At 43.7% G+C, this 23389-nt stretch carries 33 protein-coding genes; 4 read left to right on the top strand and 29 right to left on the bottom strand.

What is annotated here, in order from left to right:
• The 20 genes from AC29Z1_RS02070 to AC29Z1_RS01975 form a co-directional block, all read right to left on the bottom strand.
• Positions 1–883, bottom strand: an 883-nt coding sequence (locus AC29Z1_RS02070; RefSeq protein ID WP_488269795.1) for a PBSX family phage terminase large subunit, incomplete at its 3' end; no start/stop codon positions are given.
• A complete protein-coding gene (locus AC29Z1_RS02065; protein ID WP_488269797.1) occupies positions 874–1299 on the bottom strand; it encodes a phBC6A51 family helix-turn-helix protein in 426 nt (141 codons plus the stop codon). The genes AC29Z1_RS02065 and AC29Z1_RS02070, both read right to left, overlap by 10 nt.
• Positions 1300–1315: 16 nt before the next feature.
• Positions 1316–1957 carry a putative metallopeptidase gene (locus AC29Z1_RS02060; protein ID WP_488269794.1) on the bottom strand — a complete coding sequence of 214 codons (642 nt, stop codon included), beginning with the start codon at positions 1955–1957 and terminating at the stop codon, positions 1316–1318.
• Entirely contained in the window at positions 1954–2157 is a 204-nt protein-coding gene (locus tag AC29Z1_RS02055; protein WP_488269793.1) for a hypothetical protein, read from the bottom strand. The genes AC29Z1_RS02060 and AC29Z1_RS02055 overlap by 4 nt, the downstream gene beginning before the upstream one ends.
• 123 nt (positions 2158–2280) lie before the next feature.
• Positions 2281–2580 carry a hypothetical protein gene (locus AC29Z1_RS02050; RefSeq protein ID WP_488269792.1) on the bottom strand — a complete coding sequence of 100 codons (300 nt, stop codon included), beginning with the start codon at positions 2578–2580 and terminating at the stop codon, positions 2281–2283.
• A 2-nt stretch (positions 2581–2582) separates the two neighbouring features.
• Positions 2583–2828 carry a DUF3310 domain-containing protein gene (locus tag AC29Z1_RS02045; RefSeq protein ID WP_488269791.1) on the bottom strand — a complete coding sequence of 82 codons (246 nt, stop codon included), beginning with the start codon at positions 2826–2828 and terminating at the stop codon, positions 2583–2585.
• 2 nt (positions 2829–2830) lie between these two features.
• Positions 2831–4213, bottom strand: coding sequence for an SNF2-related protein (locus AC29Z1_RS02040; protein ID WP_488269790.1), 1383 nt, complete (start codon positions 4211–4213; stop codon positions 2831–2833).
• Complete coding sequence (locus AC29Z1_RS02035) at positions 4213–4509, bottom strand: VRR-NUC domain-containing protein (protein ID WP_488269789.1); 297 nt, start codon at positions 4507–4509, stop codon at positions 4213–4215. Before AC29Z1_RS02035 ends, AC29Z1_RS02040 begins: the two co-directional genes overlap by 1 nt.
• A gap of 279 nt (positions 4510–4788) precedes the next feature.
• Positions 4789–7113, bottom strand: coding sequence for a virulence-associated E family protein (locus AC29Z1_RS02030; RefSeq protein ID WP_488269788.1), 2325 nt, complete (start codon positions 7111–7113; stop codon positions 4789–4791).
• The gene (locus AC29Z1_RS02025; protein WP_488269787.1) at positions 7103–7279 is read right to left on the bottom strand and encodes a hypothetical protein; all 177 of its coding nucleotides are present in this window, start codon (positions 7277–7279) and stop codon (positions 7103–7105) included. Before AC29Z1_RS02025 ends, AC29Z1_RS02030 begins: the two co-directional genes overlap by 11 nt.
• Positions 7280–7298: 19 nt before the next feature.
• On the bottom strand, positions 7299–8909 hold the full coding sequence (locus AC29Z1_RS02020; RefSeq protein ID WP_488269786.1) for a PcfJ domain-containing protein: 1611 nt from the start codon (positions 8907–8909) through the stop codon (positions 7299–7301).
• Positions 8910–8921: 12 nt separating this feature from the next.
• Positions 8922–9275, bottom strand: coding sequence for a hypothetical protein (locus tag AC29Z1_RS02015; RefSeq protein ID WP_488269785.1), 354 nt, complete (start codon positions 9273–9275; stop codon positions 8922–8924).
• 5 nt (positions 9276–9280) lie between these two features.
• Positions 9281–11239: a DNA polymerase gene (locus AC29Z1_RS02010; RefSeq protein ID WP_488269784.1), complete on the bottom strand. Its 1959-nt coding sequence runs from the start codon at positions 11237–11239 to the stop codon at positions 9281–9283.
• A gap of 41 nt (positions 11240–11280) precedes the next feature.
• Positions 11281–11883: a DUF2815 family protein gene (locus AC29Z1_RS02005; protein ID WP_488269783.1), complete on the bottom strand. Its 603-nt coding sequence runs from the start codon at positions 11881–11883 to the stop codon at positions 11281–11283.
• Positions 11880–13058: a DUF2800 domain-containing protein gene (locus AC29Z1_RS02000; protein WP_488269782.1), complete on the bottom strand. Its 1179-nt coding sequence runs from the start codon at positions 13056–13058 to the stop codon at positions 11880–11882. The genes AC29Z1_RS02005 and AC29Z1_RS02000 overlap by 4 nt, the downstream gene beginning before the upstream one ends.
• Positions 13058–13465: a hypothetical protein gene (locus AC29Z1_RS01995; protein WP_488269781.1), complete on the bottom strand. Its 408-nt coding sequence runs from the start codon at positions 13463–13465 to the stop codon at positions 13058–13060. Before AC29Z1_RS01995 ends, AC29Z1_RS02000 begins: the two co-directional genes overlap by 1 nt.
• Positions 13466–13811: 346 nt before the next feature.
• Positions 13812–13937, bottom strand: a complete 126-nt coding sequence (locus tag AC29Z1_RS01990; RefSeq protein ID WP_488269780.1) for a hypothetical protein — start codon at positions 13935–13937, stop codon at positions 13812–13814.
• Between the two features lie 8 nt (positions 13938–13945).
• Entirely contained in the window at positions 13946–14158 is a 213-nt protein-coding gene (locus AC29Z1_RS01985) for a hypothetical protein (protein WP_488269779.1), read from the bottom strand.
• A 33-nt stretch (positions 14159–14191) separates the two neighbouring features.
• Entirely contained in the window at positions 14192–14314 is a 123-nt protein-coding gene (locus tag AC29Z1_RS01980; protein WP_488269778.1) for a hypothetical protein, read from the bottom strand.
• A 30-nt stretch (positions 14315–14344) separates the two neighbouring features.
• On the bottom strand, positions 14345–14551 hold the full coding sequence (locus AC29Z1_RS01975) for a hypothetical protein (RefSeq protein ID WP_488269777.1): 207 nt from the start codon (positions 14549–14551) through the stop codon (positions 14345–14347).
• Between the two features lie 77 nt (positions 14552–14628).
• Between AC29Z1_RS01975 and AC29Z1_RS01970 the strand changes: the two genes are divergently transcribed.
• Positions 14629–15285, top strand: a complete 657-nt coding sequence (locus AC29Z1_RS01970; protein ID WP_488269776.1) for an SWIM zinc finger family protein — start codon at positions 14629–14631, stop codon at positions 15283–15285.
• A 92-nt stretch (positions 15286–15377) separates the two neighbouring features.
• Here AC29Z1_RS01970 and AC29Z1_RS01965 read toward each other — a convergent pair whose 3' ends face one another.
• Positions 15378–15578: a helix-turn-helix transcriptional regulator gene (locus AC29Z1_RS01965; protein WP_488269775.1), complete on the bottom strand. Its 201-nt coding sequence runs from the start codon at positions 15576–15578 to the stop codon at positions 15378–15380.
• A 161-nt stretch (positions 15579–15739) separates the two neighbouring features.
• Here AC29Z1_RS01965 and AC29Z1_RS01960 point away from each other — a divergent pair, with 161 nt between their 5' ends.
• The 3 genes from AC29Z1_RS01960 to AC29Z1_RS01950 all read left to right on the top strand — a co-directional run bounded on the left by AC29Z1_RS01960 (position 15740) and on the right by AC29Z1_RS01950 (position 17889).
• Positions 15740–16225, top strand: a complete 486-nt coding sequence (locus tag AC29Z1_RS01960; protein WP_488269774.1) for a helix-turn-helix transcriptional regulator — start codon at positions 15740–15742, stop codon at positions 16223–16225.
• A 7-nt stretch (positions 16226–16232) separates the two neighbouring features.
• Positions 16233–16658, top strand: a complete 426-nt coding sequence (locus tag AC29Z1_RS01955) for an ImmA/IrrE family metallo-endopeptidase (RefSeq protein WP_488269773.1) — start codon at positions 16233–16235, stop codon at positions 16656–16658.
• A gap of 208 nt (positions 16659–16866) precedes the next feature.
• Complete coding sequence (locus AC29Z1_RS01950; RefSeq protein ID WP_488269772.1) at positions 16867–17889, top strand: tyrosine-type recombinase/integrase; 1023 nt, start codon at positions 16867–16869, stop codon at positions 17887–17889.
• A 123-nt stretch (positions 17890–18012) separates the two neighbouring features.
• Here AC29Z1_RS01950 and rpsI read toward each other — a convergent pair whose 3' ends face one another.
• The 8 genes from rpsI to AC29Z1_RS01910 form a co-directional block, all read right to left on the bottom strand.
• A complete protein-coding gene (gene rpsI, locus AC29Z1_RS01945) occupies positions 18013–18405 on the bottom strand; it encodes a 30S ribosomal protein S9 (protein ID WP_488269771.1) in 393 nt (130 codons plus the stop codon).
• 23 nt (positions 18406–18428) lie between these two features.
• Positions 18429–18866 (bottom strand): 50S ribosomal protein L13, encoded by a 438-nt coding sequence (gene rplM / locus AC29Z1_RS01940; protein WP_488269770.1) that lies wholly within the window; start codon positions 18864–18866, stop codon positions 18429–18431.
• 231 nt (positions 18867–19097) lie between these two features.
• Positions 19098–19835 carry a tRNA pseudouridine(38-40) synthase TruA gene (gene truA / locus AC29Z1_RS01935; protein WP_488269769.1) on the bottom strand — a complete coding sequence of 246 codons (738 nt, stop codon included), beginning with the start codon at positions 19833–19835 and terminating at the stop codon, positions 19098–19100.
• A gap of 4 nt (positions 19836–19839) precedes the next feature.
• The gene (locus tag AC29Z1_RS01930) at positions 19840–20640 is read right to left on the bottom strand and encodes an energy-coupling factor transporter transmembrane component T family protein (protein ID WP_488269768.1); all 801 of its coding nucleotides are present in this window, start codon (positions 20638–20640) and stop codon (positions 19840–19842) included.
• Positions 20630–21499, bottom strand: a complete 870-nt coding sequence (locus AC29Z1_RS01925) for an energy-coupling factor transporter ATPase (protein WP_488269767.1) — start codon at positions 21497–21499, stop codon at positions 20630–20632. The genes AC29Z1_RS01930 and AC29Z1_RS01925 overlap by 11 nt, the downstream gene beginning before the upstream one ends.
• Positions 21490–22320: an energy-coupling factor transporter ATPase gene (locus AC29Z1_RS01920; protein WP_488269766.1), complete on the bottom strand. Its 831-nt coding sequence runs from the start codon at positions 22318–22320 to the stop codon at positions 21490–21492. Before AC29Z1_RS01920 ends, AC29Z1_RS01925 begins: the two co-directional genes overlap by 10 nt.
• Positions 22321–22542: 222 nt before the next feature.
• Positions 22543–22881 (bottom strand): 50S ribosomal protein L17, encoded by a 339-nt coding sequence (rplQ, locus tag AC29Z1_RS01915; RefSeq protein ID WP_488269796.1) that lies wholly within the window; start codon positions 22879–22881, stop codon positions 22543–22545.
• 15 nt (positions 22882–22896) lie between these two features.
• Positions 22897–23389: DNA-directed RNA polymerase subunit alpha (locus AC29Z1_RS01910; protein ID WP_488269765.1), on the bottom strand; the 493-nt coding region annotated here is incomplete at its 5' end.

Genomic DNA, 23389 nt, shown 5'->3' with positions numbered 1-23389 from the left:
TCCCGTCGTCGATCACGTCCAGGAATACGCAAGGATTAACGGTGCCATAGTCGATAAAGATATAGCGCCTGTAAGCCGTATTGTTTCTAAGGCCCGGTTCCATGTCTTCATCATCAAACAGTAGGTCATCTGACCAAGAGTCTTTATAAATTGCGCCCTGGGCCATAACCCATAAGCCAAGAATAAACCGTTGAAAGAACACGCCAGAATACATCGACTTGTACCTGGCTTTGGTTTCTTCATCCAGACTCGGGTTATCGTCCATGATGAAATGCAAGTGCAGCAGTTTTTTCTCTGCGGCCTTATCCAGCCAGTTGACTTTAAACCAGTGCATAGGTCCATCAGGGTTGCAGTTAAACCAGAACTTCGCACCAGTAACTGAACAGCGCCCAGTTCCCTGGTTGACGAATGACTCGGGCATCAGGGCTACTTCGTCGAAATAGATACCGGCAAGCGTTATACCTTGTATCAGATCCTGGCTGCGCTCATCCTTGCCGCCAAAGATGTAGAAATAGTTCACACGGTCTTTACGCCTGATTACAATGTGCTTTTCCGGGCCTGTTCGTACTTCCATGACAGCGTATCCTCGGGCTTTCAAGGCAGGTTTCAACCAACTCCACACATTGCGGTGAAAACTACCGATAGACTTACCACACATGCCGAAGTTTTGCCCGTCAAACTCCTGCATAGCCCAGAATACAAAAGAAAGAGCCATAGGCACCGTTTTACCGGCGCGAATCGCTCCATCTGCTATAATTCCGCTATAGTTCTTATATGGGCTGCCTGTCATCCACCATGTTAGTATCATGAGCTGCTTAATACTGAATGCAACAAACTGAATAGCAGCTTTGGCTTTTACCCGGACACGCTCCATTATGGACATGGCTTATCACCACCCCAGATATCCGGGACCTTGGCCTGCAAAGCTTCCAAGAATCCGTCATCCGGGATATCTTCACCGCCACCACCGGCTTTAGCTTCAAGGATCGCGAGCTTTTTGCGTTCGATTTCTAAGCGTTCACGCTCGAGTTCGCGTTTATCATTGAGTTCCGGGTTCATGCGTTTCATATCAAATAGCAATTTAATAGCAGCTATATTACCCATGTTACATTGCCGTAAAAGTGCCCTCCAGACATTAGGCAACTCCGCGCTAGTGTATTTATCTATCAGGCTATTCACGTATGAAATATATCGCTCATCCTTCATCCAGCGGTAGAAAGTACGTTCTGACAGTCCTGCCGCTTTTATCTTCTCAGTTTTTGTCCTCTTGTCTTCAGGATTAGCAAGCATTTCAGCCATCTGTGCCAAAGCTGGACTAGGTCGCCATTTTCTGCCGCTTTCTGCCACCTTTTTGCTTGTCTTTTTCCGCTTTTGCTTCTCCACTATCACCACCTGCCAATATGTCTGGTACATCATTGCCAAATGCATTCCAGCGCAATCCGTATTTGCTCAGTATGCACATGAAGTCTTCCACGTCGTGCGGTTCTATCCTAATCCCTTTAGGGCCGATACCGATATGCTTCAGCTCATGCAACATGAGTACCTTACGCTGATTCTCCGTCATGTAACTCATATTCGGCTCATAGAAGGTCACAATAAAGTCAAACGGTAAATAAGCCTTGTATGGGCCTGTAACCTTCCTGCAATCAGCAGCTGCGATTTTGCCGTCTTTCTTTTTGGATTCGTAACTCAATACATAACCAATGCGAATATCATAGCCCGGAATATAAGACAACTCCGGCATACCAGCGATAACCTTTTCGCCGAACTGCCGAAGTTCTTCTGATACTTCATACTCAATACTTCCGAGTTGCTTAGCATATTCCCGGATAAGCTCTGCTTTGGCCTCACGATCCTGTTCCTGGCCGATTTTATTTAATGCCTCAAGCGCACTGCAAGGCGTTTTTTCTTGCTTGCAGATCGTTAGGCGTGAACATTTATCGCATACGGGATTCATCGCAATACCCCGGTAACCCGGCTGGATCTATATTTACCGTTTTCCTTCCTACATCGCGGATTGAAAGTGTCCATCATCTGCCTGCCGATCTTAGGACTGTAATCCAAACACTGGTTGCCGTCTAACCTAATACGCCTGGCAATGCAGATTTCAATTCCGTGATGCTTGCAATCGGTTCTTACGCACTCAACCGTCGGCATGGTATCTCCTCCTAAAAATGGGCATAAAGAAAAGCCGTCCAGTTAAGAACGGCTTATTATTTCGCTTCTGCGTCAGGGCAGACTATACAATTATCTATAATATATCATTTTGTCAAATTACTGTCAAGTTTGCTTAAATAATTGATTATATAGCATTTGCGTAGTTTTTTTTTTATTTTCTCCTTTAGGACTCTTTCCCGATGGATCACTGCCGCCTTGAACATTAACACCGTCAGGAAGACTGCATGAACGATATTTTTGCTCTTGGTATTGCTGATTTTGCCAATACTCTACAAAACGCCCATCCCTATCCGGCCATGCTTCATTATCACATTCCGGGCACTTGAAGTAACCGTCCATGATTTGCATTGGTGTGATATTTCCTTTTGTGAGGCAAATATTACAAAGTACTTGTTTGGGCATGTTTATTCTCCTCTCGGATCAATCTTCTCGCCCCGTAGCGCCTGCCCTAACCACTTTGCATACTGCTGGGCTTTATCTATATCAGTCTGTGGACTGCCCTTAAAATTGGCGCGAAGACTATATTTAATCACGTTCCCTTTTAAAAACCCCCGAAACTCTTCGGGTGTTAAATACATCTGCATAATTTCAATTGGCTGAACTTCCGCCTGCTGGTAATGTGTCTGTGCTTTGGCTGTCCCATCAGTCATAACTATGCTACTCCTTTCTTGACTTTATCTATCCGCGCTTTAAGTGATTCCATCAAAGCCTCTTGCCCGGATGCTTTACGTTCTAACGCTTTTACAGCGTCTTCATCCATTGTCCCTTCGGCCACTAATCGCAATACAACGATTCGCCTTGTCTGGCCTTGGCGGTGCACCCTGGCATTGGCTTGCTGGTCTTCTTCCAGACTCCATATCTGGTCAAACCATACAACCGTCTGACAGCTGGACTCCTGAAGGTTAAGGCCATGACCAGCTGACTTAGGATGTAATAATAACAGAGGAATTTTATCGCTATTCCAATCAGCTATATCCTGATTACCTTCTCGGCCCTTACGAAGTATCCGGGCTTGTGGAAACCGCTCCTGTAATCGGCTAAGACTATGCTTGAAGTTGTAGAACACCATAACCGGTTTCCCGTTAGCCGCCTCTATAATATCCTCTAAGGCGTCCAGCTTGGCATTATGGATTAGCTTTACCCCCCGTTCTTCGTCGTAGACTGCCCCTGAAGCCATCTGTAGTAGCTTATTGCTTAATACCGCCGCCGTAGATGCTACCACATCCGCGTCCTGGTAGGGTAATAGCAGGTCACGCTCTAACTGCTTGTACAAGTCCCTTGCTTTGCTGTCTAGCTTGATTGGTATAGTACGATCTACCCGTTCAGGAAGCTCTAACCAATCTTTTGCTGACATGGATACCGCAATATCTGCTATCGCCTCATAAATCCGCTGTTCTGATTCTTTTTTCTGCTTCCAGTTGTAAATCACATGGCCACTACGCTCACCAGGTACAAAGTACCGATCCCGGTAGGCTGTTATGGTTTTGCCTAATCTTTGTCCCTGGTCTAATAAGTAAATCTGCGGCCATAGGTCAATTAAACCGTTTGGGGCTGGTGTACCAGTTAACCCAATTACCCTTTTTATCATTGGTCGTACTCTCCTAAGGGCTCGGAATCGCTTAGACTGGTGATTCTTAAAGCTTGATAGCTCGTCTATCACCACGGTATCAAAATCCCATTTGGTGCCTAACTCGCTAACCAGCCACTCAACATTCTCCCTGTTCGTAACGTAGATATCCGCGTTTGCCCTTAAAGCCCGTCGGCGCTGGTCAGCACTACCTAGTACTTTACTGATCCGCAGGTGCCTAAGGTGATCCCACTTATCAACTTCCCTTGCCCAGGTATCGTCGGCTACACGTAATGGTGCAATTACTAGCACTTTGCAGATTTCGAAGTAGTCATACAGCAATAAATCAATAGCTGTCAGAGTCGATACTGTTTTTCCTAAACCCATTTCCAAAAGTAGGGCTATATAAGGCGTGTCCAGTATGCGCTGTGTGGCATATTTCTGATACTGGTGTGGGATGTATTTCATTAGGCATCACCTCCCTTGCACTCAACTATAAACTTCTCAATGTCCGCCAGCGAGTCAATTTTATAAACCTTATGCCCCAATTTCCGAAGGTCTTCAGCCCATTTCTTTTGCAATGGTTCTAATGGTTGCCCTGGCGCTTTCATCTCGACGAATACCGTTTTACCACCTGGAAGAATCACGATCCGGTCTGGTACGCCTCTGCTACCCGGTGATACCCATTTAGGTGCTTTACCGCCAATTTGTTTTACAGCCTCAACTAGCTTTCGCTCTAAAAATGATTCACGTATTTTATACAACTCCTCTCAAAAGGACAGACAACTTACGCGCGCGCGTATTGAGCGTATATGTGCGGTTAGCATAGGAATTTTATATACCTGTATTTCCATGTCCCTTATGCTAATTTACTTTTATCTTTAATATAGAAAAATACTGTCCCATCTGTCCCATTACTTTTAAAGCCTTATAGTTATTGGGTTTACACAAGGTCAGTACTTAATTTTTGTCTGTCCTTAATCTGTCCCATTAGACCATTGCCCAGGACAGATAGGACAGATAAAAATATTACTGTCCATAGGCTACTGTCCTACTTTTTCAAAAACGGTTTGTTTTCCGTAGATAGGCAAACGCATTCTTCCCGCGCGTTCTTTCCATCCAGGAATGCGACGTAAAATATCGCAAATCTCCCTTCCTTCCCAGGGACGCATAGAACCTTTCTTATTGCCCAGACATTCTGTCCAGATTTGGGCAGCACACACACGAGTACGATATCTTTTTTCACCTGGATTACTGTCCCACTCATCCTCAATTGGTGACTCCAACCATTCCTGAATAAGCCCCTCTCTGGGATCTAGTTCCATATGCATAGCTTGTTGCCTTGTTGCTTCTTCGCGCGATTCGCTGTCCAGCGTCAAGGATTCCCCCGCCTTAAACCAGGTCATAACCTCCGCCCATATTTGACCTACTATATCATCAGTTAAATGTTCCCAATGGCTTAATTCAGCTTTTTCCGGGTGAACTTCAACAGGCCAAAAACGCCGGTTGCCGGTGGCATCTCGCAAAAAGTCCCTTGTATTCGTGGTGCCAAAGAATACGCACTTCCGAGGAAACTCAGACACCTGGCGGTCATACGCCACTCTATAGCGGTCCTCTGTTTTGGATAAAAAGGCTTTTACCTCCTCCACTTCAGACCGCTTCATGGCCGATAGCTCACCAATTTCAAATATCCATCCAGACTGTAAATGCTCTCCTGCTTCTTTGTTTTCAAATGTCCGAAGACTATCCGAAAACCACTCACGTCCTAGCTTGGCTAACAAGCTACTTTTTCCAGCCCCCTGCGGGCCAATCAGTACCAGCATTTCATCAAACTTGCATCCTGGCATATAAAGCCGTTTAACGGCAGCCAATAGCATCTTACGGGTCACCTGACGTACATAATGGGTATCATTAGCTCCCAGATAGGTAATAAAAATCCGTTCTGCCCGTTCTTCGCCGTCCCATGTGAAGCTTTCTAAATAGGCCTTAATCGGGTGAAATGTGTTCCTATGAACCACTTCCGTAAAAGCGTTCTGAATGGCTTTTGCCGAATTAAAATTATACTTTTTTGAAAACCAATGCTGCAGCCTTTTATCATCTGCCCCAAGCCAAGGCTCATAACTTTTATGCGGTCTTTCCCTTTCGCGCCAAGGTAGGGCTTTTTGAATTACTTCAGAATTGCCGAAAGCGTCGTATGCCAATACGCCCTTCCATACGCCATTGGATAAAATAAGCTCAATATTGGCCGCCGTCGGTAGTGGCTGACCAGTCTTAACGTCAACCTCTAATTTATCCTGCCACGCGTCATCCTCCTCGTCATCAGAGGCAAACTCTTCCGATAACTCTGCCAACCGCTCCCGCTTTACCTTTTTATCATTGGCAGCAAAGGACATCATAGCTATATAGCTGGGCAACTTAGATACGTTGGTTTTTTCACTTGCCCGGTCATCCATCTTGCCGAATTTGTGAATGCGGACTAAATCAAAGGCGTTAACCTCTCTACCACTGCATGGGTCGCTTTCGTGGTGAGAGTAGGCGAAAGTGTCCTCATCATAGACTACAAGTCCACCATAACTGGATGCACCTACATAGGTATACCTGTTATTACTTCCGGCAACTGGCTCGTACACTTCCGGCAAAAATTCCTCGATAGCCTCACTGATTGTATAGCAGCGACAGAATGCGCCTACAATACCCTGCTTTGATCTTGGGTCTTCCATTCGTTTGGCTGATCGCTGTTTAACTGTATCTCCCTCATGACGCGGCCACTGCAAGGGATCCCGCCAGTTGTCGTATTCGGCCAGTATCTTTTTAACGTTAACTGGTTCTCCTTCGCCGATTTCTAGTACAGGCTCAGCATCTATTGAGCAGCTGGGCAAATACATCAGCCGGTGTACGTCGAAAGTGGTCTTGTCAAAGTACTCCATGCCAATCTGCTCGGCCAGTTTCCGGCTAACAGCAGCGTATTCGTCAGGGCTCATGGGCTTGTCTGCTGGTAAAACTAGGCGGTATTTTGGCTTATTTGGCCTATGGCTGTGCGTGGAATATATGGCGTAGGCGTTACCACCTAAAACAAGCTCTACAGTAAATATAAAATTCTTATCTGCATGGTCAGCGTCCAAGGTAATAAGACTACGAGTGTCGATGTTTTCCTTTTTGCGTCGGCCACCCCGGACAAGCCCGCCGACGAAGGCAGGCCCGTCCTTGATTTTATGTCGTGCGATGTTATCCATTAGATCATACTGTGCTACTGTTTCCGATGTCCGGCGCACTTTACGCAAGCGACCAACAAATTCTTCCCAAGTGAGATATTCCGGCTTCCAGTTTGTATCGGCACGGTGTTTACCAAAGCTGATATCAAGTTCCATAGCACAGTACCCCATATTCCCACCAGCAAAGATTCGGATTAGGCTGTACATTGGCCGGCCATATCCTCGGTTCTCCGGTTAGACCTTCTTTCTCCAACCGGTCAAATATATGCTGTGCGGCTTCCTGTATTGTTGACGCAAATACTCTCCCTGTGATGTACTTCATACTCGCATCACCTCTCTTGTTAACAAACGGCAACGGCTTCATCCTGACTGCTTACAGCAATGTCCGTAGTTTTAATTTCGAGTCCAGTTTCTTTTGCCCAGGCTACGACTTCTGCGTTTAACTTGGTGTCATTGGCAACCGGCTTGTTTCTATCAATCTTTGCTTGTACCAAATTCCGTCCTTGTATTTCCAAACAAGCTGCCAGTCGGCCATTATCATCGGAAACTAGAACAATCCACTTCGAGTTATCTTTCATTGCATGGCCATACGAAGCCACGCAATTATGAAGTTCCTCGCCAGCTTCGAGCAATTCAATTGACTCTTTCGGCAAGAAAAACTTTAACCGATTTGTCTGCATCGATAAACGTTTAACAATATGATCGGGAACGTTGAATTTGAGGTTTTTATGTTTTTGGCGCAGGTGTCTTTTTGCCATCCAATCGTGTAAATCTCGTATCCGGACGTTTTCCTCAAGGATGGCTTTACGGTTCTGCTCATTAAGCTGCTGATGCAGCCGGATACAATCTCTAAGATTGATTACCTCTGCTAACTCAACGATCTGAATCAACCCTGCTTCACCGTAGATAGGCAGCATGCTTTTGAGGAATTCAAACAGTTCTTTACGATCATAACGATTTGCCGGTGTCTTCTCTCTTATTGCCGCATGTAGGTTTATCGCATGATCATAATTACAGCATAGATCAAATGCCATACTCACTTCTTCAATTTCGAAAATGTTTTGCGATACTGCTCGACGTACAGCTGCTTTATTCGGAAGATTTTTAACAGTGATTAAGGCTGTTGTTGTGTCCAGTTTCTTTCTCGTCAGGCTTAGAACGTCAGTAACCCATTCAGCGTTAACAATCATATGGGTAGACCATAATTCTTTAATATATCCTAGCGGTTGGCGATATTCGCCAGGTAGATTCGGAGCATCTGGCATTGCGAGTCTGTATGCTATATTAAATATTGGTAACAAAAACAACCCATGACGTTGGCCAGAACTTACGTACATAGATTTTACTTTATAGCGCAACTGTTTCTCTAACATACCGTGGATCGATTCTCGCAAATCCCTCAGAATACGGGTTAGTTCCCTTTTTTGATTAATGTTCGCTAAGCTATTAGGCTGAAAAAATCTAAAAATGCTTTTTGAAAACAAGTCCAGTTCAAAAGGATTACCAATTTCTATACATTCTGTTTCATCTTTACCGTTTTCGAACCTGGAGAAAGTTGCAATCTGCTTTGCAATGTCAAAACGAAAAATTTCTTTGTACTTTCCACCATGAACACAAAAGACATTGTCAAACTTGACCGTGTCACAATACAGTTCGAATAGGGCCAGATTTTTGTACGTTTTTAAAGTCAACCGAGTCTTATATGGAGCTTTTTCTCCAAGTCTAATATAGGCCACATGTGGCCCGTGCACAGTGCCACAATACGGGCAATGGAAGTACTTGCCCCGTTCGTACCAGCTCATAGAATTAGGAATTTTACCCCAAGCTGCTGCAAAAGCCTGGTCGCATTCCTCACAAAAATACTGGTACTGATGTAAGCCGTTATCTAAATAATTCATATCATGTGCATAGGCTGTAAACATTTTAGGAATGTTTATGGAAGCTACCAACATGATTGGTTCCTCCTACTTTAAAAGATCTTCAAATTCGCTGTCATCGATTTCCTCTACTCCAGGATTTGCTTGTGATTTTTTACTTGATTTGCTTTTACCCTCGGAGATGCTTGAAGACGGTTTCGAAGAAGATTTAGAAACAGTCTCTTTTTGTTCAGGATTTTTCTCATTTTTATAATGGGATGCAAGCTTAATAGTTGCTTCACATGCACTTTTCATTGTACTAATATAGTTTTTTAATTGCGCCATCTCATCGATATTGAGGGCGCTTGTTTGCTGTTTTTCATCGTGCGCAATAATTTCTTCAATTTCTTTTAAAGCACCGATATTCTGTCTCATAAAATTTATTACTTTTTCACCTTGCATCGTTATCAGTCCTTCTGATAGAATTTACATTCAAATGCGGCAGCCGATAATGGCAACCCAGGCGCCCAATCAATGGGCTGTCCCATTACTGAGGTTACATGTTTAATTGAACCAGTGCCTATAGGAACATCCAGGACAACCTCGTCATGCACGTGCATTGCAATTTTATAGCCTTCAGCGTCAAGCCGCATCAGACTAACTGCTAAACAATCACGGGCAATAGCTTGTACCAGATTTTCCACTAATCTGCCGCCATAAGTTCGCTGAGGCATCCACTTTTTCTTTACCTGATCCATACCATCGAACACAATACCGTCTTTCCCAAAATTCGGATCAGGTTTTACTCTTGCATTTACATACGCCAGGCTGCGACCACTCGGCAAATCCGCGAAAAGTATCCCAGCCTCGTAGCGATACTGTACACCATGTGCCAATTTAACAGTGGTTTTCCCCCTCACTGCCTCAACAGCCGCATTCTCGGCAGCGTACCACAACTTTACAATATTGGGATTGGCCTTTCGCCATTGCTTGATAATCCCCGGCAACTCATCTTCCGGTATACCGCTTTTCAGAGCGCCCATGGCGATGAGTGCAGCTGGGCCCCCTTGATAACCGCAGGCTAAAACTGCTACTTTGCCTTTAGCCCTCAGCGCATAGTTTTCATGTCCTTTGACTATGGTTTCTATTGGTACATGAAACATTTGAGCGGCAGTGGCCTCATAGATTTTGCCATGTCCTTTAAATACGTCCAATACCCACTGCTCATCTGCTAACCAGGCGATTACGCGCGCTTCAATCGCGCTAAAGTCGGATACGATGAAACGACAGCCCGGCGAAGGTATTAACGCAGTACGGATAAGCTGCGACAGGATAAATGGCGGCGAACCGTATATTATTTCTAAGAGTTCAAAGTCACCGGAATGGAGAATTTCCCGCGCTCTACCAATATCCTCAATCTTGTTTTGCGGTAGATTCTGTGGCTGAAAGATACGCCCGGCCCAGCGCCAAGTACGGTTCGCACCGCAAAATTGAAATACTCCCCGGATACGATCGTCGGCACAAACACTACGCTCCATGGCTTTGTATTTATCGACGCTGGTTTTTGACATTTCCTGGCGCAATTCCAACACCCGCTTTATCTGTTCATTCGGCGCGGCATCTAGCAGTGCTGGCATTTGATCTTTGGACAGACCGTCAGGTGTTTCTATTCCCTGCTCCGCTAACCACTCTTTAAGCTGGGTTAAACTATTGGGATTGTCCAGACCGGTTAATTCCTGCGATTCTTTAATCAAACGCTCTCCATATTGGTCATCGCACAGGATTGCCTGCTTTGCCAGCACCCGATCCAGCCGGACGCCAAAATCATTAATGCGCTGATCCAGCGCCCAAAGTTCCCATTCATGGTCAGGAACTGGAAAACGTGATATTTTGCGGCGAATCTCTCTCTCTACTACTACGTCCTGACGGCAGTATTCGATGAACTCAGCCCACTTTTCCGGGTCATGATGTGGGTAATTCCGTGTTCTTTGTCCGTTTGACTTCGTTGGCTTGCAGGGTACAGAGAAGTATTTAATCAAATTTTTACCCCTGATGTCCTTTTGTGCTGATAGTTTCAATACTTCAGCCACTCCAGCCAAGTTACCAGGTAATCCAAGAGTCAGGGCATGCACAGATGTACACTTCCACTGCCGTGGATCACAGGTGATATTAAAATACTTGGCAATACAAGTTCTTTCAAAGTTAGCGTTATAGGCGGTCTTCGTGACAGCTGGATTAACCAGGTCTTGCATAACTTTTTCCGGTACATCTTCAAAGGCCATTAAGTCAATTATCTGAACCGGTTCATCATCGTAGGCGTAAGCAAATAGAAGAATCTCAAAATCAGGCGCTTCTACATATCGGTATACGCCGCAGGTAGTCAAATCAACACTGGAATAGGTTTCAATATCAATTTGCAAAATCATAAGCAATACTCCTAGAATTAGGGGGACTCTGTAGAGTCCCCTTAGTTCATAAAATCATCATCGTCGCCAAAATCATCATCAAAATCCACATTGGCGAAGTCATCTTGCACACTAGAGCGCCCGCCCAGGAACTCCCCATCTTGGACTTTTACGATACTATTAAGGCCAGCGGCAATGCCTTTATTGCCTTTTTTATCAAATGGGTAGAAGTTAATACTTGCCCTTGCATAGCATCCAGAGTAAACTTCGGTCGAATCAGTAATCTCCTGGAATTTCATTTTACCGTCTGCACCTTTGCCAATTGGTTTTACAATTTCAGGCTTTGTATTACTTTTGGCGTTGATATAGTAGTGACCAGCAAATTCCGGGTACTTATCGAGGTCTTTTTCTGTATCACCATCATGCAAAGGAAGATCCAGCGAAGGTGGTATTTTTCCTCCCCATTTCTTGCTCTTGCCGTTTTCCTTGGCGGCGTCTACTGCGGCTTTTATCTTTTTGAGTGTGTCTTTATCGTTCTTAGGAATCATCAGTACTGCAGAGTATTTTTCATCACTACCGTCAATAGATGACGGGGTGAACAAAGAAACAAATGATAAACGTACTTTTCCGGTAATCACTTTTGTGGTTTGATTGTCTTGTGTCATAGTAAATCCTCCAATTCAATATCAGCGAAGTCACTTTCAACGCTGTTTAATTTTGGTCTACGATCCGTTTCCGGAACTAGCGCCGGTTTACCTGGTGGTTTAATAATCAGGTCTTTGAGTACTGAGGCAATTGTTTTCTTACCAAATTTCTTTTCTAAAGCACTAATACCAAGCAATTCCTGTGGCTTCAGTATTTGATCTAGGGAAAACTCTGCAGCGAGTAATGCATTCTTAGCTGCTTCAATATCCTTAATAACCCGGTCACTTTTCCCTTCAACGAGTTTCCATTGCGGTATAGTTACTCCGGCCAACGCCTGGTCATAAGCAAAATCCTTGACATCCTTTGCCCAGGTTTGTAGCTGATCGGCAATAAACAAAATTGCACCGATTTCATCAATGTTAAGTAAAGCGGGGTCTTTAAACTCGTACGATAATGCCTCCATATTTTGGTCAGCCCTGGCTCGACACTGAGCCTTAGCCCTGCACCATTTGCAATGATCTCCTGGTGTAAAGTCACCTTTACCAGCAAAAGCAAGTTCAGCAGCAGGCTTGACCACGCCATCCGCCCAATTCAGTAGCTCACTGATTGACAGTACTTCAGTACTCACGTTATCCCTGCGCGGCTGCATGATGGTCATGCGTACTTCGTTAATGTCGTATAGGTAGTTGTACTCGTTCCAAGCTCCCAGGGCATACAGTCGTATCTGAGGATTTCCCTCAGCGCTAACGGGTACACCTTGGCCATATTTAAGGTCAATAACCTCTAATACACCCTCTGATATAATCACTACGTCGCAAGTACCGAATGACTCCGGTACCCATTCGCTGAGGTCTATATGTTCTTCAAGCAATATTTGGGCATCTGCTGACCGGGATTTTGCTTCCATAAAACGCTCTGCAACCTGTTCAACATATTCCTGGACGATATTTTCCATTTCGGAATTATAGTACTGGTTCTGCTTTACTTGCTCCAGTTCTTTATCCAGTTCATCCCGCTTACTGGAGTTGCAGACTGTTAGGTTACGTCGAAGTTTAATTTCCGCAAGCTTATGCGCCGTTGTTCCTTCGTCGGCATAGCTACTGCCTTTGTCTGGCATCTTCTCTGTTAGCCGGGCGCTAGGTGGACAATTAATCCACCTAGCTGCCCCTGATGCACTAAGTAACGCATGCGCCATTATAGATCCCTCAAGGCAGCAAGGAATGCAGCACGTTTGTCTTCAGGAATAGCGGATATCGACGAACTTTCAAACTCAGATAACAGCTTTTTGATGGCAGCTTTACCTTCAGGAGTCTTGCCTTTCTCGACTGCAGCTTCCTTAATTTCAGTAACGCTAGGGATTTCTGCAGTTTCTTCTGCGGGTGGAGTGGTGTCAGCATCATTATTCTGGGTTGTATCGGTTGTTTGCTCGAGTTCAGGGTTTTTTGGAGTAGTTGGTTTGTTACTACGGGGCGAGGTGTTTTTCTTAGGTTCCGCATCTCCCTGTTTAGCTGAGGTATGTACTACGCCGGCAGCGGCAAGCTCCTTAATAGCAGCTAAAATCTCTTCAGGTGATCCGGCTTCAATATTCAAACTAATATTCATGATAAAATCCTCCTTTTATTTAAGCCGAGTTTTGGGCATTCGTCTGGGATGCAAAAATGACGGTGTGAGCATTTATCACAGGACATTTTTTTTTCACCATGCATAATTTTTAGGGAATACGCATACTCTATAATGGGAAGGTATGCGCTTAACACGGGACAAAATAACTTCTAACCGTTTACACTTAAGGCAAATAAAGCCCATGCCTTTAGGGAAGAACTTCCTACCAGAAGTCAATCGCCGGCCGCAATCCTTACAACGGATGTGCCGGGTACGTCTTTTCATTTGACACCTACCTTCTTTTTGATGTAATATGAAGCTGAGAATTTTTTGTTTTGTCCGCTCTCTATTGGGCGGCTTTTTCTTTTTCGGCTGCTAAACGCTCTAAGTCCTCAATACTGAAATGTTGTCGTACGAGTGATCTACAATGTAAATCGCCGTCACAGAGTAAACCGATCAAAGTTTCATGCATGTGCTTGTTCACCTCCTTTCATTGAATACTGCCCAAGGCTTGCCGCCGCGTAACTGAATCGCGAAGTCCATCCGCTTAACTGCCTCCTCTGCACTGGCCAACGTTGGATAGACTAAATCTGAACCATGAGAGCGGCAGTGAACTACCAGACTGCAGGCCATGTTGGTAATCGGCTCAAGGCGGTAGTCAGAACCAGTGGCGATGATCTGAAAGTTGGCCATGTGATTTCCTCCCATCATTTTTATTCGCGCCGCTTACACGCGGCGTTTTTCTTTGGTGCGGACATTAGCCAGTTGCCAAAACTCCCGCGATTTTCTGGATATCGCCCCGGCGCAGACCAGAACAGCCAATGCCAGCGCGATAAGAACGCAATCCAACTTGCTCACCGCCTTTCCCTGTTACATCATTTATGATACATTGCATTGCGAATTACCATCTTTCGTAACACCTACATACTCGTAGAACAATTTAGGCGAGATGTAGTAATTCCATCTGGTATGTACTTTAACTGCTGTTCCGAATGGTAATAGTCCTCGTTGTATCCCAATCCTCACAAACTGCTGGCTTTTGCCCATAATTTCAGCGGCTTGCTTGATGGTGATGTTTTGTGCCATGGTTTTCACCTCACTTTGCTGATTTACAGGAAATTAATGGAGATTGTCGAAGTTCGCTTTAAAGGAGGTCGATGTTAGTGTTTTGGTTAAATACTGAAGACAATGGTAAAATTGAAAGAGCTTCTATGTGCAAAGTCTTGTCAGTTGATAAAGAAAAGCAATCTGGCCAAATAAATGACTATTGTGTTACTCTAGAAAATTGTACTTGTAGAGATTTCTTAATACATAAACAGCCTTGTAAGCATATGTTTCGACTCGCACATGAACTTGGATTAATTTCTTTAACTATCAAAGCACCTGCACTATCTAAAGATGATGCAATTAAATTAGTCACCCAAGAACTTACTAATACAGAACGTGAATTACTGTACCATCTTTTATATTGGTGCTTGTATCGTGGTAAATGTTACGTAATATCAAAAGGCAATCAAAATATTACCAACCTTTTAAAGCACTCCTTAATTACTGAAGGATTTCACTTAGACTCTTTTGCTGAGCAAATAAACAAAAAATACTTAGTTGAAACTATAACTAGCTACTCTCTTCCAATAAAGAAAAACATTAAAAAGATAGATATGCTACGTTTTATAGCTGATAAGCACCCAGATGTACTAAATAAGATTAAAAATGATTTTTACATTGTCGTTCCATCTAAACAGTTTATGCCCCGAGCTAGAATAATTTACAATTTGCTCTGCAAAGAGTTTCGCGTCAATGACACAATATTTGAGTAATTTTCTTTTCGCCGTCACTATTAGCAGTAGTGGCGACTTCTTTTTACTTATCCACATCATCACCCTGTTTTCTGTGTGTCTATATATCTACTTTAGGTAGAGTTATTGGAGAAAAAAATTTGGTCGTAAGAAATATTAACTATTTCTGCAATTTTCTTTGCCTGCTCAATAGTAGCTAAATTAGGATTTTGCTCTATTTTTCTATATGTTTGAACGTGAATTCCCAGCTTTCTTGCCACATCTGACTGTCTTAATCCATGAATAAGTCGTGCTTGCTTTATTGTAAAGACCATAATCTTTTGCTCCTTTCTTTAAGTTTGTACTTTTATAATAATCTACTAAAAGTAGAATGTCAACACCTAAAAGTAGATTTTTTAAGATAGCATGTTGATTTTTTTCTACTTTTAGTATACTATTGTAATAAATCAATACTTTAAGTAAAAAGGTGGATATTATGGCTATTGGTGATAATATAAAAAAACTTAGAGAAATCCATGATCTATCTCAAAAAGATTTAGCATTAATTGCTGGAGTAACAGATAAGGCTGTTTCAACTTGGGAAAAAGGGATAAAAGAACCTCGCATGGGCACCATTCAAAAAATAGCTGACCACTTTGGATTACAAAAAAGTAATATTATTGAAGATGATGGCTTAGACCAAATCTACCAAATGCATGACAAAAGTAAAATAATAAAGAACTTTCAAAATCAACTAAATAATCCCCTCCCGCCCCTCACCCCCAAAGACGAACGTGAAATCGCCAAAGACCTTGAAGCCATGCTAAACGCTCTCGACGACAAATCCGGTATGGCTGCCTATAACGACCCTGAAGACGAAGAAGATCGGGAACTATTAAGAGCAAGTTTGGAATATTCCATGAGGCTGGCTAAACAACTTGCAAAGAAAAAATTCACTCCGAAAAAATATCGCAAGGAGTGAAATTTCCGTGGATATCAAAAAAACTGTTGATAAGCTTATCCGAACACACAATACTAACAATCCTTTTACCCTTGCTGATTATTTGGGCGTGGTCATCATATATTCAGATATGAAAAGTACTCTTGGCTTTTTTAACAAATATAAACGTAGCAAATTCATCCATCTAAACAATAACATATCTGCAAGATTAAAAACTTTTGTATGCGCTCATGAACTTGGACATGTCATCCTTCACCCGGATGTTAACACGCCTTTTTTAAAGCGTCATACTTTACAATCGACGGATCGAATTGAACGTGAAGCAAATTCATTTGCGATAGAACTGCTCATGCCAGATACTTTGTTAAAAGAAACAGAATGCAGTATCTACCGCATGGCCGCGGCATTAGGAATTCCAGAGAAATTGGCAGATTTAAAAAAGATCGGCTACTAAAATAATGTTTACCAAAAAATCGTGCTACCATAAAAAAAAAGACCGCCCAGTGCGCCAACACCAGGCAGTCTTGTGTACCAACAACCAAAATATGGTCAATCGGCACCTGCAATAATATTATACCTGATTGACCTCTTGAAAACCACTTATTTTAAGGAGGTCTATTTTTTATGCACTTATTTAATTTTTGGTCTGAGGAGGCGACAATATGAAGCTTCCTAATGGTTATGGCTCAGTATATAAACTTAAGGGTAAGCGCCGCAAACCCTGGGTAGCCCGCAAAACAATTGGCTGGAAGGAAAATGCGCAGCCTATTTATGAATACCTTGGCTACTATGAAAAAAGGGAATTAGCACTCAAAGCGCTCACAGAATATAACTTAGATCCTTACGATCTAGCAAACCGCCAATTAACTTTTGCGGAAATTTACGACCTTTGGGTAAAACAGAAGTATACCGACAAGGGTAAAAAAGTTAAGAATGGCTACGCGGCAGCTTATAAAGCCTGTAGCGAATTGCATGAAATGGTTTTTACAGATATCCGTACAGCCCACATGCAAAAGGCGCTTAATGAATGGGAAATTGGATACGCTTCCAAAAAGAACATGCGAATCTTATTTGGACAGCTTTTTGATTTTGCTATGCAGAATGACATAGTAAAAAAAGACTATGCAGAATATATAACTTTGGAAATGCCAGAGGAAGAAGGTGAGCAAAAGCATAAACCGTTTACAGCTGAAGAGTTGGCTACCCTTTGGGAAAATTCTGCAGATAAAGCAGCGCAGATAGTTCTTATATACTGTTATTCAGGGATGCGGCCTACCGAATTTATCCGAATCAAAACAGCAGATGTATTTCTTGCTGAACGTTATATGATAGGTGGTATAAAAACCAAGAATAGCAAGAATCGGGCGATACCTATTGCTGAAAAAATATATAAATTCATTGAAGCCATGTATAATCCTGATAATGAATACCTACTAACCGATTATGATGGTCCACTCACTTATGATAGGCTTAATTGGAGGTACTGGAAACCGCTTATGGAAAAATTAGATATGGATCACTTACCACACGATGGGCGGCACACCTGCGCTACGCTACTTGATAATGCCGGAGCAAACAAAACTGTAATTAAAAAAATTCTAGGCCATGCTGGTCACGGTATGACTGAAAAAGTCTACACTCACAAGACAATACAGCAGCTGGTAGATGCTATAAATCTTATTTAATTTGTCACTAATTTGTCACTAGCTTGTCACTAACGATTAAATTTTTACCCGTTTTTAGCCATTCTTAAACGCAAGAAAACCCGCGAGATAGTGGAATCTCGCGGGTTTCGCATTTCGTGAATATTAACGTTTGGAGAACTGGGATGCTTTACGCGCTTTTTTGAGGCCGTATTTACGACGTTCTTTTTCGCGTGGGTCACGAGTTAAGAGACCAGCCTTTTTCAATGGAAGACGGAATTCGCCATCAACCTTTAACAGTGCGCGGGCAATACCATGACGAACTGCACCAGCTTGACCGGATACACCACCGCCGTGAACTTTAGCCAACACATCATATTTACCAAGAGTATCAGTAATGTTCAGAGGTTGAGTAACGATAAGTTCAAGAGTTTTTAACCCAAAATATTCATTCAGCGGACGCTGATTTACGATAATTTTGCCTTCTCCCGGAACCAGACGAACTCTGGCAACCGAGGTTTTTCTGCGGCCTGTGCCGTAGTAAGTAACCAATGCCATATATATGTTCCTCCTTTCCGGTACTACCTAATATTAAGTTCCAGCACTTCCGGCTTTTGGGCGGAATGCGGATGGTTAGGTCCTGCATATACATTCAGTTTACGATACATTTGACGTCCAAGTCTGTTCTTCGGAAGCATACCTTTAACAGCCAGCTCAACTACCCGTTCAGGTTTGGTTTCCAGCATTTTGGCGGCAGTAGTAAAGGTTGTTCCGCCCGGATATCCGGAATGACGGAAATAGGTTTTTTGCTGAAGTTTTTTACCAGTCAATACAACTTTGTCGGCGTTAATTACGATTACATGGTCGCCGGTATCAACATGGGGAGTATAAGTCGGTTTATTTTTACCGCGAAGAATTTTCGCGACTTCAACGGCCAATCTACCAAGGGTCTGACCCTTAGCATCCACGACATACCATTTACGCTGGATGTTGGCCGGATTTGCCATATAAGTTTTCATTGTCTATCCTCCTCATAAAAGCTAAAGGACTATGTCGAAATCATAAATTAAAGTTTTGATTGTTAACCTTGAATTCCGGGGCTAATGGAATACATGGCAAAAATCTCATAACGCTATTGTAATAAATTAGCGGATTGATGTCAAGGGTTATGCCTTGGCAGAGAAAAATTATTTTGGACTAGTATCGCATCCGTTTTGCCACGCTTAGTAATATTTTGCGTGCAACATAGGCTAGTATTTAACTTCTATTAAGTACAAACCTTGCGGAGGAGCAGTAATGCCTGCAGCGCGACGGTCACGTCCAGCCAATATCTTGGCAAAATCATCAGGAGTTTTACGATATAACCCGACATCGACTAATGTTCCTACTAAGTTACGCACCATATGATATAAAAAACCTGTACCCCAAAATTCAATTTCGATAATGGAATTATCAACCTCACGGCAAGTTGCTGTAATAATGGTACGGACAGGATTTACCGGTGCACCCCCGGATGCCCGAAAAGCGGAAAAGTCGTGAGTTCCGACAACCATTTGGGCGGTTTCATGCATGAGTGCGACATCCAGCTTGTTGGAAATATGCCATGCATAATTACGCTCAAACGGATTAGGTAGATTTGTGTTTAAAATCCGGTAGCGATAAATTTTTCCTTTGGCTGAATAGCGCGCATGAAACTCCGTGCTTTCTTCACTGGCATCAATAACAGCAATATCAGGAGGCAACAACCCTTTAGCCGCCACTACAATGCGTTCAGTCGGTATGCTGCCCTGGGTATAAAAGTTGACAACCTGACCGTATGCATGCACTCCGGTGTCAGTGCGGGCTGAACCACAAAGTTTTAGCGGATGACCAAAAAGCTTTGCAAGCCGTTCTTCTACCAGTTGTTGGATAGTGACAGCGTTGGCTTGCCGCTGAAAGCCATGATAGGCAGTACCATCATAGGCAAGGATAAGTTTAATGTTTCTCATAGATCTACTTTATATGCTGTACAGCAAGTAAAATTACCGGCAAAACTGCCAGCAGAATTGCTGCAAACATATCCCTGGTGCTTAGTTTTAATTCTTTCATCCTGGTGCGGTTTTCACCACCGCGATAGCATCTGGCCTCCATAGCCACAGCCAGATCATCAGCCCGGCGAAAAGCACTGATAAACAGCGGTACTAATAGTGGCACCATATTTTTAGCCCGCTTCAAAAGATTACCTGAAGCAAAATCTGCGCCACGAGCCATCTGTGCTTTCATAATCCGATCAGTCTCTTCCAGTAATGTCGGGATAAAGCGCAAGGCAATTGTCATCATCATGGCCAGCTCATGAGCCGGTACGCCCAAACGCCGGAAAGGGTTAAGCAAGCGCTCAATACCATCGGTTAAGGCAATCGGTGAGGTAGTAAAGGTTAGCAAAGAGGATACCGCAATTAAAAGAACCAGTCGTAGCGACATGAGAATTCCCATACGTGCCCCTTCCTGGGTAACGGTTAGCGGTCCTACGTTACCGATCACGGTACCAGGTGTGCTAAAAATATGAATCGCCAGTGTCAGCACAATAATAATCCATAACGGTTTGATGGATTTGAGAACTAAGCGGAAAGGAATAGCTGAGATGTAGATTGTCATCACCGCAAAGACGATAAGAATTGCGTATGCCAGATAATCCTCCGCCAAAAAAATGGAGCAAATATAAAGAAGAATTCCCAGGATTTTTGTACGGGGATCTAACAAGTGAATGGGTGAATTTCCTGGGAAGTATTGTCCCAGTGTGATGTCATTTAGCATGTGTCCGCCCCCTAATGGCTTTAGAGATTTCCTGAGCTGCAGTTTCGGCCGTCAGAGCGGTATTACTAATCGGTAAACCTTTGGCTTGGAGTTTGTCAATCAGTGCAGTTATTGGTGGCACGTCAAGCCCTGCCTCTCTTAATTCCTTCCGACCATTAGCAAAGATATCTCCTGGCACCCCGTCAAGCGTAATCTGGCCGCCATTCATCACCAGCACACGATTGGCAAATCGAGCAACATCTTCCATGTTATGGGATACTAAGATAACAGTAATATCGCGTTGTTGGTGAAGCTTAACAATTTGGCCAAATATCTCGTCACGCCCACGGGGATCAAGTCCAGCGGCCGGTTCGTCCAGCACAAGATAAGCAGGTTCCAAGGCAATAACACCCGCGATAGCTACCCGGCGCATTTGACCGCCACTGAGATTAAATGGGGAACGGTCCTTAAAGGTCTCAAAATCCAGACCGACAAATTCCATAGCCTGGCGTACGCGGCTTTCGATTTGGTCTTCCGGTACACCTAAGTTTCTGGGCCCAAAAGCAATGTCCTGATAAATAGTTTCTTCAAATAATTGATGCTCGGGATATTGAAATACCATACCCACCCGCCGTCTGGCATCGCGTGCTGCCTGACTCTTGTCATGTAAGTTAATGCCATCCACCCGCACATGGCCAGAGGTAGGAGCAAGCAGTCCGTTCATATGCTGTACAAGTGTAGATTTTCCCGAACCGGTATGCCCGATAATACCGACAAACTCGCCGTTATGGATGGTTAGATTAATATTTTTGATGGCGGTTCGCTCATAAGGGGTTTTCGGCATATAGGTATACGTAACATTATCAAAAACTATGGACATAGAGCCACCACCAGTTGTTCATCACTGATTATCGAGTTGTCCAGTGCTATGCCACATTCACGCAGGTAAGCAGCCACTTCTGCTGCTACCGGAACATCTAACCCCATAGTTTTTAGCCTGTCTACCTGTGAAAACACTTCTGCCGGCGTTCCTTCAGTAACAATTCTCCCCTGCTCCATGACCACTACCCGATGCGCAGCAACGGCTTCTTCCATAAAGTGAGTAATGTAAACAACCGTAATTCCTTCTTTGTTTAGCCGGCATACGGTTTCAAGTACCTCTTTGCGACCGCGCGGATCTAGCATCGCTGTCGGTTCATCAAGAACCAGGCATTTGGGACGCATAGCCAACACACCGGCAATCGCTACCCGCTGTTTTTGTCCTCCAGATAACAGATGAGGCGCATGATGACGGTATTCTTGCATATTAACAAGTGTAAGGGCCTCAGTCACCCGCCGTGCGATTTCTTTAGGCGGCACACCCAAGTTTTCTGGCCCAAAAGCAACGTCCTCTTCCACAATCGCGGCCACAATTTGGTTATCGGGATTCTGAAACACCATGCCGACTTGCTGGCGAATATCCCATACGTTAGCAGGGTCAGAAGTATCCATACCTGCTACCAGGCACCGACCGCTAGTGGGTAGAATCAAGGCGTTTAAATGTTTTGCCAGCGTTGATTTTCCCGAACCATTCGTGCCAATGATAGCAAGAAATTCTCCCTGTTTAACAGTAAGATTAATATCAGTAAGCGCATCTACCTCCTGACCATCAAAGCCGGGATACGTATGACGCATATTTTCAATTTTAATTAGTTCTCCCATATGAGGCTTTGCACCCCTTTGCACAAAGTACCATGACTATTATTATCTGTAATAAACCTGCGCTCAATATTCCCAACGATTACAAGCAAAGGTTACCGCACACAGTATCAAAAATAGGTTACATCAGCTATATCATTTGTGACAGCTTAGCTACCATTAAAATAATTTCTAATAATTGTAAGAATAAAGGCGACCCGTAGGGCCGCCCTCGTCTTTTACTTGTTACACTAATTCGAGAATTGCCATAGGTGCCGCATCACCGCGACGCGGTCCAAGCTTAAGCACGCGGGTATAGCCGCCTTGACGCTCAGCATATTTAGGAGCAATTTCATCAAATAGTTTTTTTACAACTTCTTCGTCGTAGAGGTTTGATAACACTTGGCGACGTGCATGCAGGTCGCCACGCTTGGCCAAAGTAATCATTTTCTCGGCAAGTCCGCTGATTTCTTTCGCCTTAGCTTCTGTTGTCTCAATACGCTCATATGCAAAGAAGGAAGTCAACATGCTACGAAACAATGCTTTACGAGCACTAGTGTCCCGTCCCAACTTTCTGTAGGCCATCATTCTTCCCTCCCTTTAATCTTCGTGTTCTGCAAGTGACAGGCCCATTTCAGCAATCTTTTTCTTGACTTCTTCCAGTGACTTCCTGCCTAAGTTGCGAACTTTCATCATATCTTCTTCGCTTCTTTGGATCAGTTCAGCCACTGTATTGATTCCGGCCCGTTTTAAGCAGTTATAAGAACGCACTGAGAGGTCCAGGTCTTCAATGGTCATTTCCATTGTCCTGTTTTTACCCTCAGCCGGTTCTTCAGAAACCAAACCCTGCGCCTCATCCTCTTCAGGAGGTTCTCCGGCAATATTTTGAAACATTTTCAGGTGTGACACCATTATACCAGCAGCTTTGCTGACCGCTTCTTCGGGACGCATACTGCCATCTGTCCAAACCTCCAATGTCAGCTTGTCATAGTTAGTTACGTTACCGACACGGGTATCGGATACGTTATAATTGACGCGCACAATCGGAGAGAAGATAGAATCAACAGGTATAACCCCGATGACATGGTCTGGC

This window comes from Sporomusa sp. (assembly GCF_057736855.1).
Note: the sequence above shows the minus strand (reverse complement) of the source record. Positions and strands in the feature narration are given on the sequence as shown.

Excerpts from the sequence above, each read along its gene's own strand:
- AC29Z1_RS02065 (WP_488269797.1), bottom strand. The coding sequence starts at position 1,299 with ATGGCTGAAATGCTTGCTAATCCTGAAGACAAGAGGACAAAAACTGAG.
- AC29Z1_RS02060 (WP_488269794.1), bottom strand. The coding sequence starts at position 1,957 with ATGAATCCCGTATGCGATAAATGTTCACGCCTAACGATCTGCAAGCAA.
- AC29Z1_RS02055 (WP_488269793.1), bottom strand. The coding sequence starts at position 2,157 with ATGCCGACGGTTGAGTGCGTAAGAACCGATTGCAAGCATCACGGAATT.
- AC29Z1_RS02050 (WP_488269792.1), bottom strand. The coding sequence starts at position 2,580 with ATGCCCAAACAAGTACTTTGTAATATTTGCCTCACAAAAGGAAATATC.
- AC29Z1_RS02045 (WP_488269791.1), bottom strand. The coding sequence starts at position 2,828 with ATGACTGATGGGACAGCCAAAGCACAGACACATTACCAGCAGGCGGAA.
- AC29Z1_RS02040 (WP_488269790.1), bottom strand. The coding sequence starts at position 4,213 with ATGAAATACATCCCACACCAGTATCAGAAATATGCCACACAGCGCATA.
- AC29Z1_RS02030 (WP_488269788.1), bottom strand. The coding sequence starts at position 7,113 with ATGGAACTTGATATCAGCTTTGGTAAACACCGTGCCGATACAAACTGG.
- AC29Z1_RS02025 (WP_488269787.1), bottom strand. The coding sequence starts at position 7,279 with ATGAAGTACATCACAGGGAGAGTATTTGCGTCAACAATACAGGAAGCC.
- AC29Z1_RS02020 (WP_488269786.1), bottom strand. The coding sequence starts at position 8,909 with ATGTTGGTAGCTTCCATAAACATTCCTAAAATGTTTACAGCCTATGCA.
- AC29Z1_RS02015 (WP_488269785.1), bottom strand. The coding sequence starts at position 9,275 with ATGCAAGGTGAAAAAGTAATAAATTTTATGAGACAGAATATCGGTGCT.
- AC29Z1_RS02010 (WP_488269784.1), bottom strand. The coding sequence starts at position 11,239 with ATGATTTTGCAAATTGATATTGAAACCTATTCCAGTGTTGATTTGACT.
- AC29Z1_RS02005 (WP_488269783.1), bottom strand. The coding sequence starts at position 11,883 with ATGACACAAGACAATCAAACCACAAAAGTGATTACCGGAAAAGTACGT.
- AC29Z1_RS02000 (WP_488269782.1), bottom strand. The coding sequence starts at position 13,058 with ATGGCGCATGCGTTACTTAGTGCATCAGGGGCAGCTAGGTGGATTAAT.
- AC29Z1_RS01995 (WP_488269781.1), bottom strand. The coding sequence starts at position 13,465 with ATGAATATTAGTTTGAATATTGAAGCCGGATCACCTGAAGAGATTTTA.
- AC29Z1_RS01990 (WP_488269780.1), bottom strand. The coding sequence starts at position 13,937 with ATGCATGAAACTTTGATCGGTTTACTCTGTGACGGCGATTTACATTGT.
- AC29Z1_RS01985 (WP_488269779.1), bottom strand. The coding sequence starts at position 14,158 with ATGGCCAACTTTCAGATCATCGCCACTGGTTCTGACTACCGCCTTGAG.
- AC29Z1_RS01975 (WP_488269777.1), bottom strand. The coding sequence starts at position 14,551 with ATGGCACAAAACATCACCATCAAGCAAGCCGCTGAAATTATGGGCAAA.
- AC29Z1_RS01965 (WP_488269775.1), bottom strand. The coding sequence starts at position 15,578 with ATGGTCTTTACAATAAAGCAAGCACGACTTATTCATGGATTAAGACAG.
- AC29Z1_RS01960 (WP_488269774.1), top strand. The coding sequence starts at position 15,740 with ATGGCTATTGGTGATAATATAAAAAAACTTAGAGAAATCCATGATCTA.
- AC29Z1_RS01950 (WP_488269772.1), top strand. The coding sequence starts at position 16,867 with ATGAAGCTTCCTAATGGTTATGGCTCAGTATATAAACTTAAGGGTAAG.
- rpsI (WP_488269771.1), bottom strand. The coding sequence starts at position 18,405 with ATGGCATTGGTTACTTACTACGGCACAGGCCGCAGAAAAACCTCGGTT.
- rplM (WP_488269770.1), bottom strand. The coding sequence starts at position 18,866 with ATGAAAACTTATATGGCAAATCCGGCCAACATCCAGCGTAAATGGTAT.
- truA (WP_488269769.1), bottom strand. The coding sequence starts at position 19,835 with ATGAGAAACATTAAACTTATCCTTGCCTATGATGGTACTGCCTATCAT.
- AC29Z1_RS01930 (WP_488269768.1), bottom strand. The coding sequence starts at position 20,640 with ATGCTAAATGACATCACACTGGGACAATACTTCCCAGGAAATTCACCC.
- AC29Z1_RS01925 (WP_488269767.1), bottom strand. The coding sequence starts at position 21,499 with ATGTCCATAGTTTTTGATAATGTTACGTATACCTATATGCCGAAAACC.
- AC29Z1_RS01920 (WP_488269766.1), bottom strand. The coding sequence starts at position 22,320 with ATGGGAGAACTAATTAAAATTGAAAATATGCGTCATACGTATCCCGGC.
- rplQ (WP_488269796.1), bottom strand. The coding sequence starts at position 22,881 with ATGGCCTACAGAAAGTTGGGACGGGACACTAGTGCTCGTAAAGCATTG.